This window comes from Streptomyces sp. NPDC127117, from assembly GCF_042677325.1.
Taxonomy (GTDB): Bacteria; Actinomycetota; Actinomycetes; order Streptomycetales; family Streptomycetaceae; genus Streptomyces.
Genome location: NZ_JBHXTM010000041.1, coordinates 63154 through 78476, shown reverse-complemented (window position 1 = coordinate 78476; position 15323 = coordinate 63154). Strand labels below are relative to the sequence as shown.

The window sequence follows — 15323 nt, the reverse complement described above, 5'->3', positions numbered from 1 at the left end:
CTGTGGCGTCGGGGGGCGGGGGGGGGGGCTTTCCCGCGGGGGGCGGGGCGGGGCCCAGGCGGCACCCCCTGGCGGGGGGGGGGGGGGGGGGGCGGGCGGGGCGGGGGCGGCCCCCCCCGCCCGACCGGTTCCTAGCGGTGCGCCGGGAACTCGACCACCTGCTGGTACGTCGGGCGGTTCTGCCAGTGGATCGCCTTCTGGGCGATCCCGCCGAGCGCCCGGTGGATGATCGAGTCGGTGCACCACTGCTCACCGGCCTTGCAGGTGCCGTCGGCCGGGTACACCTCGGCCGCCGGCACCGCCGCCGCCTGCTTCAGCGAGGACAGCAGCGCCGCGCGGCAGCTGCTCAGATCGCCGTTGCCGCAGTAGGACCTGGCGAGCGGTCCCTCGACCGGCTGTCCCAGCACCTGGCGCAAATCCTTGTCGGCGAAGCCCCACCAGCCGTACTGGAACGCCGAACCGCTGTGCGCCCCGCTCGGTCCATGGCTGGCCGCCGGGGACTCGTCGGTGGCGAGGTTCGCGGTCAGCGCCCCGTACAGACCGTCACCGAGCCCCGGCTTGAACTCCGCCTCGATCAGCTTCGGCCACCACGCGTCCATGATCCGTACCGCGTCGGTGTGGGTGTACGTGTGCGAGCCCGGGCTGCTCTCCTTGCGCTGGGCGCCCGCCGCCCGCCAGGAGTCCAGCTGCTGGACCACCGCGTCGAGGTCGGGGTCGGTGACCGGCTGGGAGCGGATCACCTTCAGCAGTTCGGGGAGCAGTTGCTCGCCGCGCAGATCGGTGACCGCGGCCTCGGCCATGGCCCGGGTGAGGGACGCGCGGGTCACCCCGCCCTCCTCGACCAGCTTCGCCACCCGGTCGTCCAGCAGATCGCCCCGGTGCACGGCGCTGAGACCGAAGCCCGCGGCGGCGTACCCCTTGGCCTGCTTGTTGTTCCAGGAGATGTAGTAGTCCTGCCCGCTGGAGTGCGGGTGCTCGGCGAACGGGGTGTACGCGGCGGTGTTGGTGCCCGGTTCATACCCCTGCCACTCATAGGCCCGCTCGGCCCGCACCGGCAGCGCCGGGTCGACGCCCGGCGCGCGCACCGGGTTCATGCCGCTGTTGTAGTAGGCGGCGGTGCGGGAGTCGGCGTAGAACCAGTTGAAGGCGTAGTCGATATTGCTCGCCGCCTGCTGGAAGGTGGCGGCGTCCCTGACGTACGAGGGGTCGTTGAGCATCTGGAAGCCGATGATCGAGTCGGCCTCGTGCCGGTAGGTGGTGCGCAGCGAGGTGTACGCGACGGGCTTGCCGCCCACGGTGGCGCGGTGGGTGACGATGCCGTAATCGGTGCGCCGGACCTGCATCCGGTAGGAGCCCTTCGCCGTGGAGTCGGCGACGGTCGGCTTCCAGGAGTTGGTGCGCTCCAGCGTCTCCATGGCGGTGCAGGTGCCGCGGTAGAGGTAGTGCGTGGAGTCCTTGGTGGGTGTGGAGCCGTCGGGCTCGCACAGGTCGACGGCGTAGGTGTCGGTGATGTCCTGGCCGGCCGAGGTGGCGCTCCAGGCGTAGTCCTGGCCGCGGCCCATCTGGATGTACATGCCGACACCGGCGAAGGAGACGCCGCGGGCACTGATGCCCGGCCCCTGGAGTTCCTGGAGCATCATCAGCTGCGGGGCGAAGTAGCCGGTCTGCGGCCCGAACACGGCGATGGGGTTTCCGCTCGCGGTGTGCTTCCCCGAGACCAGCAGGGCGTTGGACATGCCGCGCTTCTGGGCGCCGGAGCCGGAACCGGGCAGTGAGCCCTCGGGTATGACGCCGTCGTCGTAGATGCCCTGGGCCTTCTTGAGCGGGGCCGGGGCCTTGACCGGGGCCTTCCGGTCGGTGCCCGCGGAGCCGGTGCGGTCGTATATCAGGGGTTCCGCGGTGACGGACCCGGCGTCGGGCAGCGCGGTGCCGCGCGCCTGGTCGGGCTTGCCCGCGTACGGGAACGAGGTGCCGTCATGGATCGTCAGCACGGCCTCGGGGTCCTCGCGCTGGCGGAAGGACTCCCAGACCCTGGTGCCTTCGGCGACGCCGTACTTCTGCTGGGCGGCCAGCAGCGAGAGCGCCGCCTGCACCTCCCCGCCACCGCCACCGCCGAACTGACCGCCGACGACCGAGGCGATGGAGATCAGGTCGGTCAGCTTGAACGGCTGGATCTCGCCGACGTTGGTGATGGCGTCGATCTTGCCGGTGAGGACGTACTCACCCGGGAAGTAGCGGCCCTTCTTGGACTTGTCCCGGTAGGCGTTGATGCCGTCGACATACGCCTGGGCATCCGCCATGGCCTGTTCGCCGCGGGCCCCCTCATGGGTCCTGATCTGCTCGACCTGGGCTTCGAGGTCTTCCTCGGTGTACGGGGCCTGCGGCCAGAACTGCTGCTCCAGGCCCTGGTTGGCCAGCGCGCCGCCGGCGAACGAGGTCAGCTCGCCGCGTCCGATGTGGCGGAAGAGGTCCATCAGCCAGAGCCGGTCCTGCCCGGCGGCGTATCCGGCGCCGAACTCGGTGCCGTAGCGGGTGGAGCCCTTGATGTGCGGGACGCCGGACGCCTTGTCACGGGTGATGGTGACGTCGTCGCGGGGCGAGGTGACGGACTCGACCTGGTCCTTCGGCACGCCGAACGAGGCGTCGTTGAAGAAGTCGGTCAGCTTCTGGTCGGTGAGACCCGAGTGCCCGGCCACCAGGCCGTTGTAGCGGTCGAGCTGGTCGTCGCTGTGGGCGGGATGCGTACCGAACGCCTTGTTGCCGAGGATCTCGACGAGGGTGGCGTTCCCGTTCTCGCCCGGGGGCAGGATGTCGTCGCACTGCCCCTGGCAGTAGTCGGTGACGGGGTCGGGTTCCGCGGCGCCGGCCTGCGGCGAGGCCGCGAGCAGGGTGGTGCCGAGTGCGAGGACCGCCGCTACGGTGGCGGCTCTGAGCTTGACGGTGCGTGGGGGCATGCGCGCTCCTCCGAGAGGCTGTGCGCCGGAGGTTACTGGCGGTATGACCCGCCGGTAAGATGAACAACCGTCACTTTTTCCGAATCGTCACATGGCGCCGCCCGCAGCGGCCCGGTGACGGGCCGTCCCCACTTTTCGGACGATGTCGCTCACCGAGGGATCCGAATCGGGGAGTCGTACGTCCATTCCTAGGGCCTTTCGTTTACGTCCGGCCCGACCCGGACGAAAGGCCCTGGACGCCGAAGTACGAGCGACGGAGGTGACGGTGCGGTGGCGGGATTCCGGAGTCTTGCGAGACAGGTCCGCGATCCACGGAGCGACCTGGCACTGCGGCGGTATTCGCTGCGCAAGTGCCTGGAGAGGTTCGCCCCTTACGGACATCGGGCGACCTGGGACCATCTGTGCGTGCGGCACGGCATCGGGCCCGAGGACCGGTCCCCCGATCCGGCGCGGCTGATGCGCGCGCTGGACGAACTGGAGGCGGCGCGGGCGGTCTGGCTCGGTTACGAGGCCGGGTTCGCCGAGCGCCGCAGGCGGGAGAAGCACGACGGGCTGCGCCGGCCCGGCGCGTTCGACGACTGGCACCGGCGTACCTGGGGCGGCAACGGGGTCGCCCGCTGCGAGGACCCGGCGGTGCATCCCTCCCGGCCGCTCGCCGAGGTGCTGCGCCGGCTGATCGCGGCGCTGGAGTCGGCCCCCGGCACGGTCTGCCCGGTGTGCGCGGGCGCCGGCCTCCGCTGGCTCCACGAGCCGTGGTCGGGCCCGGTCTGCACGGACTGCGGGATCGTGGTGCCGCAGCCGGTGCTCACCCCGGCGGCGCTGGCCAAGGCCCGCAACGCGGGGCGGCGGGATCTGGCCTCCGCGGCGTGACCCGCGCCGGGAGGGGCCGCCGGGCCCACGGGGGACCGGCCGGCGCACACCGGTCTACGGGCGCTCGGCCGACGGGCGCTCCGGCATCAGGCGCGAGCCGCTGATCCGCTGGCCGGAGACATCGTCGGGGTTGGAGAGCACGCAGTTCTCCAGCGACAGGCAGCCGCAGCCGATGCAGTCGGTGAGGTGGTCCCGCAGCCGCGCCAACCGCGCGATGCGGTCGTCCAGTTCGGAGCGCCAGGCCGCGGAGAGCCGTGCCCAGTCGTCGCGGTTCGGGGTGCGCTCCTCGGGAAGTTCGGCGAGGGCGTCCCGGATGGTGGCGAGCGGGATGCCGACCCGCTGCGCCGCGCGGATGAACGCCACCCTGCGCAGCGCGTCCCTGGTGTAGCGGCGCTGATTGCCGCTGGTGCGGCGGCTGCCGATCAGGCCCTTGGCCTCGTAGAAGTGCAGGGCCGAAACAGCGGCGCCGCTGCGCGCGGAGAGCTGTCCGACCGTGAGTTCATGGAGTGTCTGTGGGATCTGGGGCACCCCTCCAACCCTACTGGCCCGCCCCGGGCCGGGTCCGTCGTTGACAGGAACGCACCCGCCAACCATGCTGAGCAAGCGCTTGGACAGTGCACCGAGGGACGGCCCGGAGCTGGAAAGGCAGGGACCAGGGACATGGCAGAGCCGAGGATCTTCACGTCCGCGCAGGAGCTGCGCGACGGAGTGGGCGAGCAGCTGGGACACAGCGACTGGCTGGAGATCGAGCAGAAGCGGATCGACCTCTTCGCCGAGGCCACCGGTGACCACCAGTGGATTCACGTGGACCCGGAGCGGGCCGCCGCCGGACCGTTCGGCACGACGATCGCGCACGGTTACCTCACGCTCTCGCTGCTGCCGACGCTCGTACCGCAGATCATGCGGGTCGAGGGCATGAAGATGGGCATCAACTACGGGACGAACAAGGTCCGTTTCCCGTCCACCGTGCCGGTGGGCTCACGGCTGCGCGCGTCGGCCGTCCTGAAGAGCGTCGAGGAGGCGGGCGGCGGGGTGCAGGTCACCGCCGTCGTCACGGTCGAGCGCGAGGGCGGCGACAAGCCGGTGTGCGTGGCCGAGTCGGTGTCGCGCTACTACTTCTGACACGTCCGGCCCGGCGGCGCGACCCGCCGCCGGGCCCTCGCACTACCGCTCGGCCCCGACCATGCGCAGCACGAGGCCGGCGTAGAGTTCGCCGACCTCGTCCGGCGTCCGGCTGCCCTGCTCGTTGAACCAGCGCGCCACGTCGATGCAGAGCGAGAGCACGGCGAGCGTGGTGCCCGGCACGTCGGGGACGTCGAATTCCCCCGCCCGCACGCCTTCGCCGATGATCCGGCGCACCACTGCGTCGCTCCTGCGCCGCAGTTCGACGATCTCGGTGCGGTGCTCCTCGCCGAGGGCGTCGAGTTCGTACTGGACCACGCGGGCGGTGGTGTGCCGCTCGGCGTGCCAGCGGACGAAGGACCGTACCGCCTCGGCCAGCCGCTCGGCCGCCGTGCCCCCGCCGTCGGCGGCCGCCTCCAGGACGAACAGGGCGCGGTCGTGGCCGATCCGGCTGATCCGGTGGAGCAGTTCTTCCTTCGTCTTGTAGTGGATGTAGAGCGCGGCGGGACTCATCCCCGCCCGGCCCGCGATGTCGCGGGTGGTGGTGGCGTGGTACCCGCGCTCGGCGAAGGCGTCGACGGCGGCGACGAGCAGCCGCCTGGCCGCCTCGGGCGTCACCTCGGCCCACGGCGCGCTGTCGCCGTCGGTCTCCTCCGCCGTGCTCATCGTCACTCGCCCCTCTCGTCAGCAGGACGAACACCATACCCCGAACCTGAGCAAGCGCTTAGGGTCCGTCCGGCGGGATCGTCAGAGCTTCTGGAAGGGGTCGTGCTCGGCGAGGATCTTCTCCAGCCGGGCCTGGTCGACCCGGCTGACGATCCGGCCCGCCTCCTGGCGGTCGCGGATGACCTTGGCCAGGGTGAAGCAGGAGGTGACGAGGTAGAGGACGCCGATCGCGAGGAATCCGCGGACCCAGGCGTCGGCGTCGAGGAAGTAGATACCGAGAGCCACCGCGCCCATCGCCACCCCGAAGGAGGCGACGGCCTGGCCGTAGAAGGCGGCGGTGCTCTGCTGCTTGACCGGTGCTGTCTCACTCATGGCGCCCAGCATCGGCCGGCGTGGCGTGCGCCACATCCGCTCTGCTACTCAGCCCGGTACTCAGACGCCCGTTCGATCGGCGCCGCCGGTTCAGAAGGCGGAGACCCCGGTGAGCGCGCGGCCGATGATCAGTTTCTGGATCTGACTGGTGCCCTCGTACAGGGTCATCACGCGGGCGTCGCGCAGCAGCTTGCCGACCGGGTACTCGTCGATGTAGCCATAGCCGCCGAAGACCTGGAGCGCGTTGTTGGCGGCACGGACGGCGGCCTCGGACGCGAAGAGCTTCGCCTTGGAGGCGGCGGTGGCGAAGTCCTCGCCGCGGTCGACGAGATCGGCCACCCGCCAGGTCAGCAGCCGGGCGGCGTCCACGTCCACGGCGATGTCGCTGATGAGTTCCTGGACGAGCTGGTAGCTCGCGATGGACTTGCCGAACTGCTCGCGCTCGCCCGCGTAGCCCACGGCGGCGTCCAGGGCGGCCTGGGCGATGCCGACACAGCCGGCCGCGACCGACATCCGCCCCTTGGCGAGGGCGGACATCGCGATGGAGAAGCCCTTGCCCTCGGGGCCCATGAGCGCGGAGGCGGGCACCCTCACGTCCTCCAGGACGAGCTCGGCGGTGGCCTGGCCGCGCAGGCCGAGCTTGCCGTGGATGGTGCGGCGACCGAGGCCGGGGGTGTCGGTGGGGACCAGGACGGCCGATATGCCCTTGTGGCCGGGGGTGTCGCCGGTACGGGCGAAGAGGAGCACCACATCGGCCCAGGTGCCGTTGGTGATGAACATCTTGCTGCCGTTGATGACGTAGTGGTCGCCGTCGCGGACGGCCCTCGTCGTCAGGTTCCCGGCGTCCGAGCCGGTGCCGGGCTCGGTGAGGCCGAAGCAGCCGATCGCCTCGCCCGCGGTGAGCCTCGGCAGCCAGTGCCGCTTCTGCTCCTCGTCGCCCCGGGCGGCGATGGTCTTGGCGACCAGGCCGAGGGAGACGGAGACGATGCCGCGCACCGAGGAGTCGCCGCGCCCGAGCTCCTCGGTGACCAGGCAGTAGGCGAGGTGGTCGCCGCCGGAGCCGCCGTACTCCTCGGGGACGGTCAGCCCGAGGAAGCCCACGGAGCCCAGCTTCTTCACGATCGACCTGTCGACATTCTCGGCCCGGTCCCACGCCACGGCATGCGGGGCGACCTCACGGGCGACGAAGTCCTTGGCGAGCTGCCGGACGGCTTCCTGCTCCTCGCTGAGCTCCAGGTTCATCCTTCGACTCCCACACTTTAATTAGCACTGCTAGTTTTTCGCTTGCAGGCCCTACTATGTGCCGCATGGCCCGACCGCGCAAGCCCCTCCTCAGCAGAGACCGCATCGTCGAGACGGCGAGCGCGCTCGTGGACTCCGAGGGGCTCGACGCCGTCTCCACCCGCCGGCTCGCGGCCGAACTCGGGGTCAGCGGACCCTCGCTCTACAACCACTTCCGCAACAAGGACGAGATCCTGGACGCGGTCGCGGACGCCGTGTCCGCCCAGGTCGATCTGTCGATGTTCGACGAGTCGGACACCCGCGACTGGCGCGCCGCCCTGCACGACTGGGCCGTCTCCTATCGTGCGGCGCTCACCGAGCACCCGCACATCGTTCCGGTGCTGGCCCAGGGCCCGGGGCGCAGGCCGGCCGGTCTCCGGGTCGCCGACGCGGTGTTCGGCGCGATGGTCAGGGCCGGCTGGCCGCCCGCCCAGGCCACGTACATCGGGGCGCTGATGCGCTACTTCATCACCGGTTCGGCGCTGGGCTCCTTCGCCCGCGGCTTCGTCGACGACGAGACGGCGTACGACCCCGCCGACTACCCGCATCTGGGCCAGGCCCATCTGCTGGCCGAGCGCCGCCAGAAGGTCGACGAGGGGGCCTTCGAGACCGGGCTGCGGGCCCTGGTCGACGGCCTCTCGCTCCAGTACGGGCTGCTGGCACCGGCCGGGACGGTTCGGCCGGCACCGAAGCGTTCCTGACGCATCCTGGTTCACATGGCACGCATGGCACACTCCGACCCGGCCGCGCCCCGGCTCGCCGCCCTGGCGGCGCTCCTCGCCGACGAGACCCGCGCCGTCTTCTGCCTGGCGCTGCTCGACGGCCGTGCCTGGACCGCGGGCGAACTGGCCCGGTATGCCTCCGTGGCGCCGTCGACCGCCAGCGAACACCTGGGCAAGCTGGTCGCGGGCGGGCTGCTGGCCGAGGAGCGGCAGGGCCGCCACCGCTATCTGCGGCTGGCCGACGAACGGACCGCGCACCTCGTGGAGGACCTGGCGGCCCATGTCGTCCCCGGCTCCCCGCCCGAGCGGCCGCGCACCCTTGGCGCGGTGAGCGCGAGCAGCGCGATGGCCCGCGGCCGCACCTGTTACGACCATCTCGCGGGGCGGATCGGCATCGCGATCGCCGACTCCATGACCGTACGGGGGCTGCTGGCGCAGGACGCCGGCTTCGCGCTCACCGGCGAGGGCCTGCGCTGGTTCGACGAGGTGGGCATCGGCCTGGAGACGGGCTCGCGGCGTCCGCTGGTACGGAGCTGCCTGGACTGGACGGAGCGCAGGCCGCACCTGGCCGGGGTCGCGGGCGCCGCGCTGTGCCGCCATGCGCTGGACGCCGGGTGGTGCGTACGGATCGGGTCCGGGCGCGCGGTGAAGGCCACCCCGGCCGGGGAGCGGGCACTGTACGAGCGCCTCGGCATCGAGCCGGAATCAATTCGGTAGGGGCCGAACGGTCACGGCCCTACCGTCGGAGCCATGACTACGCCCCCGACCTCCTCCCCCGCCGCGCACCGCGACTGGCGGGCCACCGCCGCGGCCTGCACCACCGTGCTGCTGTGGGCCTCCGCGTTCGTCTCCATCCGCAGCGCCGGGGAGGCCTACTCGCCCGGTGCGCTCGCCCTCGGCCGGCTGCTCGCCGGCTCGCTGGCGCTCGGCGCGCTGCTGCTGGTGCGGCGCGAGGGACTGCCCCCGCGGGCCGCCTGGCCGGGGATCATCTGGTCCGGGCTGCTCTGGTTCGGGCTGTACATGGTGGTGCTCAACTGGGGCGAGCAGCAGGTCGACGCGGGCACCGCGGCGATGGTGGTGAACATCGGCCCACTGCTGATCGCGCTGCTCGGGGCCCGGATGCTGGGCGAGGGGCTGCCCGGCAGGCTGCTGGCGGGCATGGCCGTGTCGTTCGCGGGCGCCGCGGTGGTGGGGCTCTCGATGTCGGGGCACGGCGGTGCTTCGGTGCTCGGCGTGCTGCTGTGCCTGCTGGCCGCCGTGGCGTACGCGACCGGGGTGGTACGCCAGAAGCCCGCGCTGCGGCACGGCTCCGCGCTGCAGATCACCACCTTCGGCTGCCTGGTCGGCACCGTCGCCTGTCTGCCGTTCTCCGGCGCGCTGATCTCCGACGCCGCCGACGCACCGCTGTCCGCCACCCTGAACATGGTCTACCTGGGCCTCTTCCCGACCGCGCTGGCCTTCACCACCTGGGCCTACGCGCTGGCCCGGACCACCGCGGGACGGATGGGCGCCACCACGTACGCGGTGCCGGCGCTGGTGGTACTGATGTCCTGGCTGGTGCTGGACGAGGTGCCCGCGCCGCTCACCGTCGGCGGCGGGCTGCTCTGTCTGGCCGGGGTGGCGGTCTCCCGGATGCGTCCGCACACTGGCCTGACGCGGAAGAATCCGGCACGGCCGGTGGAGGGACACCGACATGACGCGGAACACCGGGAAACCGAGCGGCGCTGAGCGGTCGGGGAAGAAGCGCCCGAAGGAGAAGCCGGCCGGGCCCCGGCCGGCCGGTGCGGCCTCGCTCACCGAGGCGGCCCGGTACGGCGGCCCCGGGCTCGACGGCTTCCGGGTGGCCGACAGCGGCGACGACGATCCGGTGCTGGTGACGCCCGAGGGCCGGGCGCGGGACGCCTGGCGCGAGGACTACCCGTACGACCACAAGCTCGGCCGGAGGGCGTACGAGAAGTCCAAGCGCGCCCTGCAGATCGAACTGCTCAAGCTCCAGCACTGGGTGAAGGAGCGCGACGAACGCCTCGTCATCCTCTTCGAGGGGCGGGACGCGGCCGGCAAGGGCGGCACGATCAAGCGGTTCACCGAGCACCTCAACCCCCGTGGCGCGCGGGTCGTAGCGCTGGAGAAGCCCACCGAACGCGAGCGCACCCAGTGGTACTTCCAGCGGTACACGGCGCATCTGCCGTCCGCCGGGGAGATCGTGCTCTTCGACCGGTCCTGGTACAACCGGGCCGGTGTGGAGCGGGTGATGGGGTTCTGCTCCACCCGCGAGTACCTCGAATTCATGCATCAGGCACCGGGCTTCGAGCGGATGCTCGCCCGGGACGGCATCCACCTGGTGAAGTTCTGGTTCTCCGTCTCCCGCAACGAGCAGCGCAACCGGTTCATGATCCGCCAGATCGACCCGGTGCGGCAGTGGAAGCTCAGCCCGGTCGACCTCGCCTCGCTGGACAAGTGGGACGCGTACACGGAGGCCAAGGAGCTGATGCTGTTCCACACGGACACGGCGGACGCGCCCTGGACCGTGGTGAAGAGCAACGACAAGAAGCGGGCCAGGCTGGAGGCGATCCGGCATGTGCTGCACCGCTTCGACTACCCGGACAAGGACACGGCGGTGGCCCACGAGCCGGACCCGCTGATCGTGGGTCCGGCCTCCCGGCTCTTCGAGCAGGGAGAGATGGACGCCCGGCTGCTCACCACGGACAGGGCGATCGACGGGCCCCCGGACTGAGCCCGGCGGGGATCACGGGACGGGCCGTCAGAACACCACCAGGGCCCGTCCGCCCCTGCCCGCGGTCATGTTGTCGAACGCCGCCGGGATGCCGTCCAGGGTGATGCGCTCCGTCACCAGTGCGCCCAGGTCGAGCCGGCCCTCCCGGATGTGGCCGGCCAGGACGGGCAGGTCCCGCGCCGGGTCGCAGTTGCCGTAGACGCAGCCGGAGAGGGTGCGCCCCCAGTGGAAGAGCTCCAGGGCGTTGAAGGTGACCTGCTGGTCCTTGCCGCCGATGCCGACGACCGTGGTCCGGCCGCCGCGGCGGGTCGACTCCCAGGCGGTACGGATGGTGGTGGCGCGGCCCACGCACTCGATGGCGGCGTCCACCCCCTGCTTGCCGGTGAGGGCCCGGATCTCGCGGGCGGTGTTCTCCGAGGCGAGCACGTAGTCGGTGGCGCCCGCCCGGCGGGCCAGCTCCTCCTTCTGCGGGGAGACGTCGACCGCGACGATGCGCGAGGCACCGGCGATGCGGGCGGCCTGGAGCGCGGCCAGCCCCACTCCCCCGGCACCGAACACCGCCACCGTCTCGCCCTCGCGCAGCTTCGCCGAGTGGTGCACGGCACCGTAGCCGGTGAGGACGGCGCAGCCCAGGAGGGCGGCGTCGGTGAGCGGGATGCCGTCCGGAACGGGCAGTACGCAGTCGGCGGCGACCACCGTCTCCTCGGCGAACGCGGCGACGTTGAGACCGGGGTGCAGTTCGCTGCCGTCGTCCGCGCGCCGGGCGTGCACGGCACCCGCACCGTTCAGCGCGTTCGCGCAGAGCCAGACCTCGCCCAGCGCACAGGCATGGCAACTCCCGCAGGAGGGAGCCCAGTTGAGGACGACTCCGTCGCCCGGTGCCACATGGGTGACGCCCTCGCCGACCGCGACGACGGTGCCCGCGCCCTCATGGCCGAGGACGGCGGGGACGGGCACCCGCATGGTGCCGTCGGAGAGCGAGAGGTCGGAGTGGCAGACGCCGGCGGCGGCGAGGGCGACCCGCACCCGGCCGGGGCCGGGCTCCGGGAGTTCGATGCCGGTGATCTCCAGGGGAGCTCCGACGGCGGGCAGTACGGCGGCGCGGACCACGAACAGGCTCCTTGACGATCGGCGGCGGGGAAACGGGGCGGTGCGCGGGGGTCAGAACTGGAGGGACTTGGTCTGGAGGTACTCCGCGAGCCCGTGGGAGCCGAGTTCGCGGCCCACGCCGGACTGCTTGTAGCCGCCGAACGGGGCGAGCGGGTTGAACCGGCCGCCGTTGATGTCGACCTTCCCGGTGTCCATCCGCCGGGCGAACGCCACCGCCTCGGCCTCGTCGCCCGCCCAGACCGCGCCCGCGAGTCCGTACACGGTGCCGTTGGCGATGCGCAGGGCGTCGTCCTCGTCCTCGTAGCGGATGAGCGAGACGACGGGGCCGAAGATCTCCTCCTGGGCGATGGTCATTTCCGGGGTGACATCGGCGAACACGGTCGGGCTGACGAAGTAGCCCTGTTCGCGCGGGGCTTCGGGGCCACCGGCGACCAGCCGGGCGCCCTCCGCCACGCCCTTGTCGATGTAGTCGCGCACCCGTGCGTGCTGCTTGGCATTGACGAGGGGGCCGATGCGGTCGCCGTACTTGGCGGCCGCCTCCGCGGCGAGCGCGACCGCCTCGTCGTACTGCGAGGTGTGCACCAGCATGCGGGTCCAGGCACTGCACGTCTGGCCGGAGTTGCCCATGACGTTCGCGACCCCGACGCCGACGGCCTTGGCCAGGTCCGCGCTCGGCAGGATGACGTTGGCGGACTTGCCGCCCAGTTCGAGAGCGACGCGCTTGACGGCCGCGCCGGCCGTGGCGCCGATCCGCCTGCCGACCGCGGTGGAGCCGGTGAAGGAGACCAGGTCGACGCCTTCGTGCTCGGCCAGGGCCTGTCCGGCGACCGCGCCGAGGCCGGTGACCAGGTTGAACACGCCCGCGGGGATGCCCGCTTCGTGGACGGCCTCGGCGAAGAGCTGGGCGGTCAGCGGGGTGTCCTCGGCGGGCTTGAGGACGATCGTGCAGCCCGCCGCGAGCGCGGGGGCGACCTTGGCGACGATCTGGTGCAGCGGGTAGTTCCACGGGGTGATCGCGCCGACCACGCCGACCGGCTCGGCGTACACGGTGGAGTTGCCGACCTTCTCCTCGAAGGCGTACGAGGCGGCGAGCTCGGCGTACGAACCGGCCACCAGGATCGGCACGCCCGCGTGCACCGCCTGCGAGAAGGGCAGCGGCGCGCCGAGTTCGGCGGTGACGGTCTCCGCGATCTCGTCCTTGCGGGCGACGAGCACATCACGCAGGGCGGCGATCCGTGCGGCCCGCCCGGCGGGGGCGGTGGCCGCCCAGGCGGGGAGCGCGGCGCGGGCGGCCCGTACCGCGGCGTCGACGTCCTGCGCCCCGCCTGCCGGGACCTCGGCGATGACCTGTTCGTCCGCCGGGTTCACCACGGCGATCGTGTCCCGCCCGGCGGCGGGCCGCCAGGCTCCGTCGATGTACATGCCGTCGTGGGCCTTCATCGCTGTTCCTCCCGGACACGGTTGCGGACGGGGCCGTCCGCTCCCAAACTAGCGCTGTTAGTTTTGGGGCGCCAGAGACGCCCGTCACGCCGAGGGCTGCGGGTCGAGCCGCCCGTGTTCCGTACCGGGGTTCTCGAACTGGGTCCGGTAGAGCTCCTCGTACCGGCCGCCCGCCGCGAGGAGTTCCTCGTGTGTGCCCCGCTCCACGATCCGCCCGCTCTCCACGACCAGGATGAGGTCGGCCGCCCGTACGGTGGAGAGCCGGTGGGCGATCACGACCGCGGTGCGGCCGGCGAGTGCCTCGGTGAGTGCTTCCTGGACGGCCGCCTCGGAGGTGTTGTCGAGGTGGGCGGTGGCCTCGTCGAGGATGACGACGCGCTGACGGGCCAGCAGCAGCCGGGCGATGGTCAGGCGCTGGCGTTCGCCTCCGGAGAGCCGGTAGCCGCGTTCGCCGACGACGGTGTCGAGCCCGTCGGGCAGTGAGGCGACGAGCCCGTCCAGGCGGGAGCGGCGCAGCGCGTCCCAGAGGTCCTCCTCGGCGGCGTCGGGGCGGGCGAGCAGCAGGTTGGCGCGTACCGACTCGTGGAAGAGGTGGCCGTCCTGGGTGACCATGCCGAGGGTGTCGCGCAGGGTGTCGGAGGTCAGGTCGCGTACGTCGACGCCGCCGATGCGCACCGAGCCCTCGTCGGTGTCGTACAGCCGGGGCAGCAGTTGGGCGATGGTCGACTTGCCGGCGCCGGAGGAGCCGACGAGAGCGACGGTCTGGCCGGGTTCGGCACGGAAGGAGATGCCGCGCAGCACTTCGTCGCCGCCCCGGGTGTCGAGGCTCGCGACATCCTCCAGGGAGGCGAGCGAGACCTTGTCGGCGGAGGGGTAGCCGAACCGTACCTGGTCGAACTCGACGGACACGGGGCCGTCCGGGACCGCCCGGGCGTCCGGCTTCTGGTCGATGAGGGGCTTGAGGTCGAGCACCTCGAAGACCCGCTCGAAGCTGACGAGCGCGCTCATCACCTCGACGCGTGCCCCGGCGAGTGCGGTGAGCGGTGCGTACAGCCGGGTCAGCAGGAGGGCCAGGGCCACCACCGCGCCCGCGTCGAGCTGCCCGCGCAGCGCGTAGAACCCGCCGAGCCCGTAGACCAGGGCGAGCGCCAGCGCGGACACGAGGGTGAGGGCGGTGATGAACGCGGACTGGGCCATCGCCGTGCGTACCCCGATGTCACGCACCCGGCCGGCCCGGACGGCGAATTCGGCGGACTCGTCGGCGGGGCGGCCGAAGAGCTTGATCAGGGTGGCGCCGGGTGCGGAGAAGCGCTCGGTCATCCGGGTGCCCATCGCGGCGTTGTGGGCCGCGGCCTCCCGCTGGAGTCTCGCCATCCGGGAGCCCATCCGGCGGGCCGGCAGTACGAACACCGGCAGCAGCACCAGTGCGAGCACGGTGATCTGCCAGGAGATGGAGAGCATCACGCCGAGCGTGAGCAGCAGCGTCACGACATTGCTGACGACGCCGGACAGGGTGTTGCTGAAGGCTCGCTGGGCGCCGATGACGTCGTTGTTGAGGCGGCTGACGAGCGCGCCGGTGCGGGTCCGGGTGAAGAACGCGACCGGCATGCGCTGCACATGGTCGAAGACGGCGGTGCGCAGATCCAGGATCAGGCCCTCGCCGAGGTTGGCCGAGAGCCAGCGGCTGAACAGGCCGAGTGCGGCCTCCGCGACGGCGATCACGGCGATCAGGAGGGACAGCCGGGTGACGGTGCCCGACTCCTTGCCGGTGACGATGGCGTTGACGACGCGGCCGGCGAGTACCGGGGTGGCGACCGCGAGCAGCGCCGTCGCCACGCTGAGGATCAGGAACAGCGCGACCCGGCGCCGGTGCGGGCGGGCGAACGCGGCGATGCGCCGCAGGGTGGTCCGGTCGAAGGGGCGTCGGTCCGCTTGCGCGTTCATGACGTTGTGGAGCTGTGTCCACGCGGTGGTTTCCATGCTCATGGGAGGAACGTACGACCTCCAGTGGGCTTGAGGTCAACGGCCGGGTGCCGGCGGCGGTGAACCGCC

14 protein-coding genes are annotated in these 15323 nt (G+C 72.0%); 6 read left to right on the top strand and 8 right to left on the bottom strand.

All coding sequences use genetic code 11. The features are described from left to right. Positions 1-131 precede the first annotated feature (131 nt). The gene (locus tag ACFVH0_RS29515) at positions 132-2954 is read right to left on the bottom strand and encodes a penicillin acylase family protein (RefSeq protein WP_385825081.1); all 2823 of its coding nucleotides are present in this window, start codon (positions 2952-2954) and stop codon (positions 132-134) included. 270 nt (positions 2955-3224) lie between these two features. Between ACFVH0_RS29515 and ACFVH0_RS29510 the strand changes: the two genes are divergently transcribed. Continuing rightward, on the top strand, positions 3225-3824 hold the full coding sequence (locus tag ACFVH0_RS29510) for a hypothetical protein (protein ID WP_385825079.1): 600 nt from the start codon (positions 3225-3227) through the stop codon (positions 3822-3824). A 54-nt stretch (positions 3825-3878) separates the two neighbouring features. On the opposite strand, the gene soxR is transcribed toward ACFVH0_RS29510, so the two are convergent. Then, complete coding sequence (gene soxR / locus ACFVH0_RS29505; RefSeq protein ID WP_385825078.1) at positions 3879-4352, bottom strand: redox-sensitive transcriptional activator SoxR; 474 nt, start codon at positions 4350-4352, stop codon at positions 3879-3881. A gap of 132 nt (positions 4353-4484) precedes the next feature. Here soxR and ACFVH0_RS29500 point away from each other — a divergent pair, with 132 nt between their 5' ends. After that, entirely contained in the window at positions 4485-4946 is a 462-nt protein-coding gene (locus tag ACFVH0_RS29500) for a MaoC family dehydratase (protein ID WP_385825076.1), read from the top strand. Positions 4947-4988: 42 nt separating this feature from the next. Here ACFVH0_RS29500 and ACFVH0_RS29495 read toward each other — a convergent pair whose 3' ends face one another. The 3 genes from ACFVH0_RS29495 to ACFVH0_RS29485 form a co-directional block, all read right to left on the bottom strand. Beyond that, positions 4989-5612, bottom strand: coding sequence for a TetR/AcrR family transcriptional regulator (locus ACFVH0_RS29495; RefSeq protein ID WP_385825075.1), 624 nt, complete (start codon positions 5610-5612; stop codon positions 4989-4991). 81 nt (positions 5613-5693) lie between these two features. Further along, positions 5694-5984 (bottom strand): YiaA/YiaB family inner membrane protein, encoded by a 291-nt coding sequence (locus ACFVH0_RS29490; RefSeq protein WP_365478990.1) that lies wholly within the window; start codon positions 5982-5984, stop codon positions 5694-5696. Between the two features lie 90 nt (positions 5985-6074). After that, positions 6075-7226 carry an acyl-CoA dehydrogenase family protein gene (locus ACFVH0_RS29485; protein WP_385825073.1) on the bottom strand — a complete coding sequence of 384 codons (1152 nt, stop codon included), beginning with the start codon at positions 7224-7226 and terminating at the stop codon, positions 6075-6077. Positions 7227-7291: 65 nt separating this feature from the next. On the opposite strand from ACFVH0_RS29485, the gene ACFVH0_RS29480 reads away from it, so the two are divergent. The 4 genes from ACFVH0_RS29480 (at position 7292) to ppk2 (ending at position 10721) form a co-directional block, all read left to right on the top strand. Continuing rightward, positions 7292-7966, top strand: coding sequence for a TetR/AcrR family transcriptional regulator (locus tag ACFVH0_RS29480; protein WP_385825072.1), 675 nt, complete (start codon positions 7292-7294; stop codon positions 7964-7966). Positions 7967-7981: 15 nt separating this feature from the next. After that, on the top strand, positions 7982-8704 hold the full coding sequence (locus ACFVH0_RS29475) for an ArsR/SmtB family transcription factor (RefSeq protein ID WP_385825070.1): 723 nt from the start codon (positions 7982-7984) through the stop codon (positions 8702-8704). A gap of 33 nt (positions 8705-8737) precedes the next feature. Continuing rightward, positions 8738-9715 carry a DMT family transporter gene (locus tag ACFVH0_RS29470; protein WP_385825069.1) on the top strand — a complete coding sequence of 326 codons (978 nt, stop codon included), beginning with the start codon at positions 8738-8740 and terminating at the stop codon, positions 9713-9715. A gap of 112 nt (positions 9716-9827) precedes the next feature. Next, the gene (ppk2, locus tag ACFVH0_RS29465) at positions 9828-10721 is read left to right on the top strand and encodes a polyphosphate kinase 2 (protein WP_385825095.1); all 894 of its coding nucleotides are present in this window, start codon (positions 9828-9830) and stop codon (positions 10719-10721) included. 27 nt (positions 10722-10748) lie between these two features. Here the strand turns inward: ppk2 and ACFVH0_RS29460 are convergent, their stop codons facing one another. From ACFVH0_RS29460 to ACFVH0_RS29450, 3 genes are all read right to left on the bottom strand, one after another. Beyond that, entirely contained in the window at positions 10749-11831 is a 1083-nt protein-coding gene (locus ACFVH0_RS29460; RefSeq protein WP_385825066.1) for a Zn-dependent alcohol dehydrogenase, read from the bottom strand. 51 nt (positions 11832-11882) lie between these two features. Further along, on the bottom strand, positions 11883-13271 hold the full coding sequence (locus ACFVH0_RS29455) for an aldehyde dehydrogenase family protein (RefSeq protein ID WP_385825065.1): 1389 nt from the start codon (positions 13269-13271) through the stop codon (positions 11883-11885). Positions 13272-13355: 84 nt separating this feature from the next. Continuing rightward, positions 13356-15257 (bottom strand): ABC transporter ATP-binding protein, encoded by a 1902-nt coding sequence (locus tag ACFVH0_RS29450; RefSeq protein WP_385825063.1) that lies wholly within the window; start codon positions 15255-15257, stop codon positions 13356-13358. Between the last annotated feature and the right edge of the window lie 66 nt (positions 15258-15323).

What these genes read in the sequence shown, in the direction of transcription:
- ACFVH0_RS29515 (WP_385825081.1), bottom strand. Translation starts at nt 2,954, where the DNA reads ATGCCCCCACGCACCGTCAAGCTCAGAGCCGCCACCGTAGCGGCGGTC.
- ACFVH0_RS29500 (WP_385825076.1), top strand. Translation starts at nt 4,485, where the DNA reads ATGGCAGAGCCGAGGATCTTCACGTCCGCGCAGGAGCTGCGCGACGGA.
- ACFVH0_RS29495 (WP_385825075.1), bottom strand. Translation starts at nt 5,612, where the DNA reads ATGAGCACGGCGGAGGAGACCGACGGCGACAGCGCGCCGTGGGCCGAG.
- ACFVH0_RS29490 (WP_365478990.1), bottom strand. Translation starts at nt 5,984, where the DNA reads ATGAGTGAGACAGCACCGGTCAAGCAGCAGAGCACCGCCGCCTTCTAC.
- ACFVH0_RS29485 (WP_385825073.1), bottom strand. Translation starts at nt 7,226, where the DNA reads ATGAACCTGGAGCTCAGCGAGGAGCAGGAAGCCGTCCGGCAGCTCGCC.
- ACFVH0_RS29480 (WP_385825072.1), top strand. Translation starts at nt 7,292, where the DNA reads ATGGCCCGACCGCGCAAGCCCCTCCTCAGCAGAGACCGCATCGTCGAG.
- ACFVH0_RS29475 (WP_385825070.1), top strand. Translation starts at nt 7,982, where the DNA reads ATGGCACGCATGGCACACTCCGACCCGGCCGCGCCCCGGCTCGCCGCC.
- ACFVH0_RS29470 (WP_385825069.1), top strand. Translation starts at nt 8,738, where the DNA reads ATGACTACGCCCCCGACCTCCTCCCCCGCCGCGCACCGCGACTGGCGG.
- ACFVH0_RS29455 (WP_385825065.1), bottom strand. Translation starts at nt 13,271, where the DNA reads ATGAAGGCCCACGACGGCATGTACATCGACGGAGCCTGGCGGCCCGCC.
- ACFVH0_RS29450 (WP_385825063.1), bottom strand. Translation starts at nt 15,257, where the DNA reads ATGAGCATGGAAACCACCGCGTGGACACAGCTCCACAACGTCATGAAC.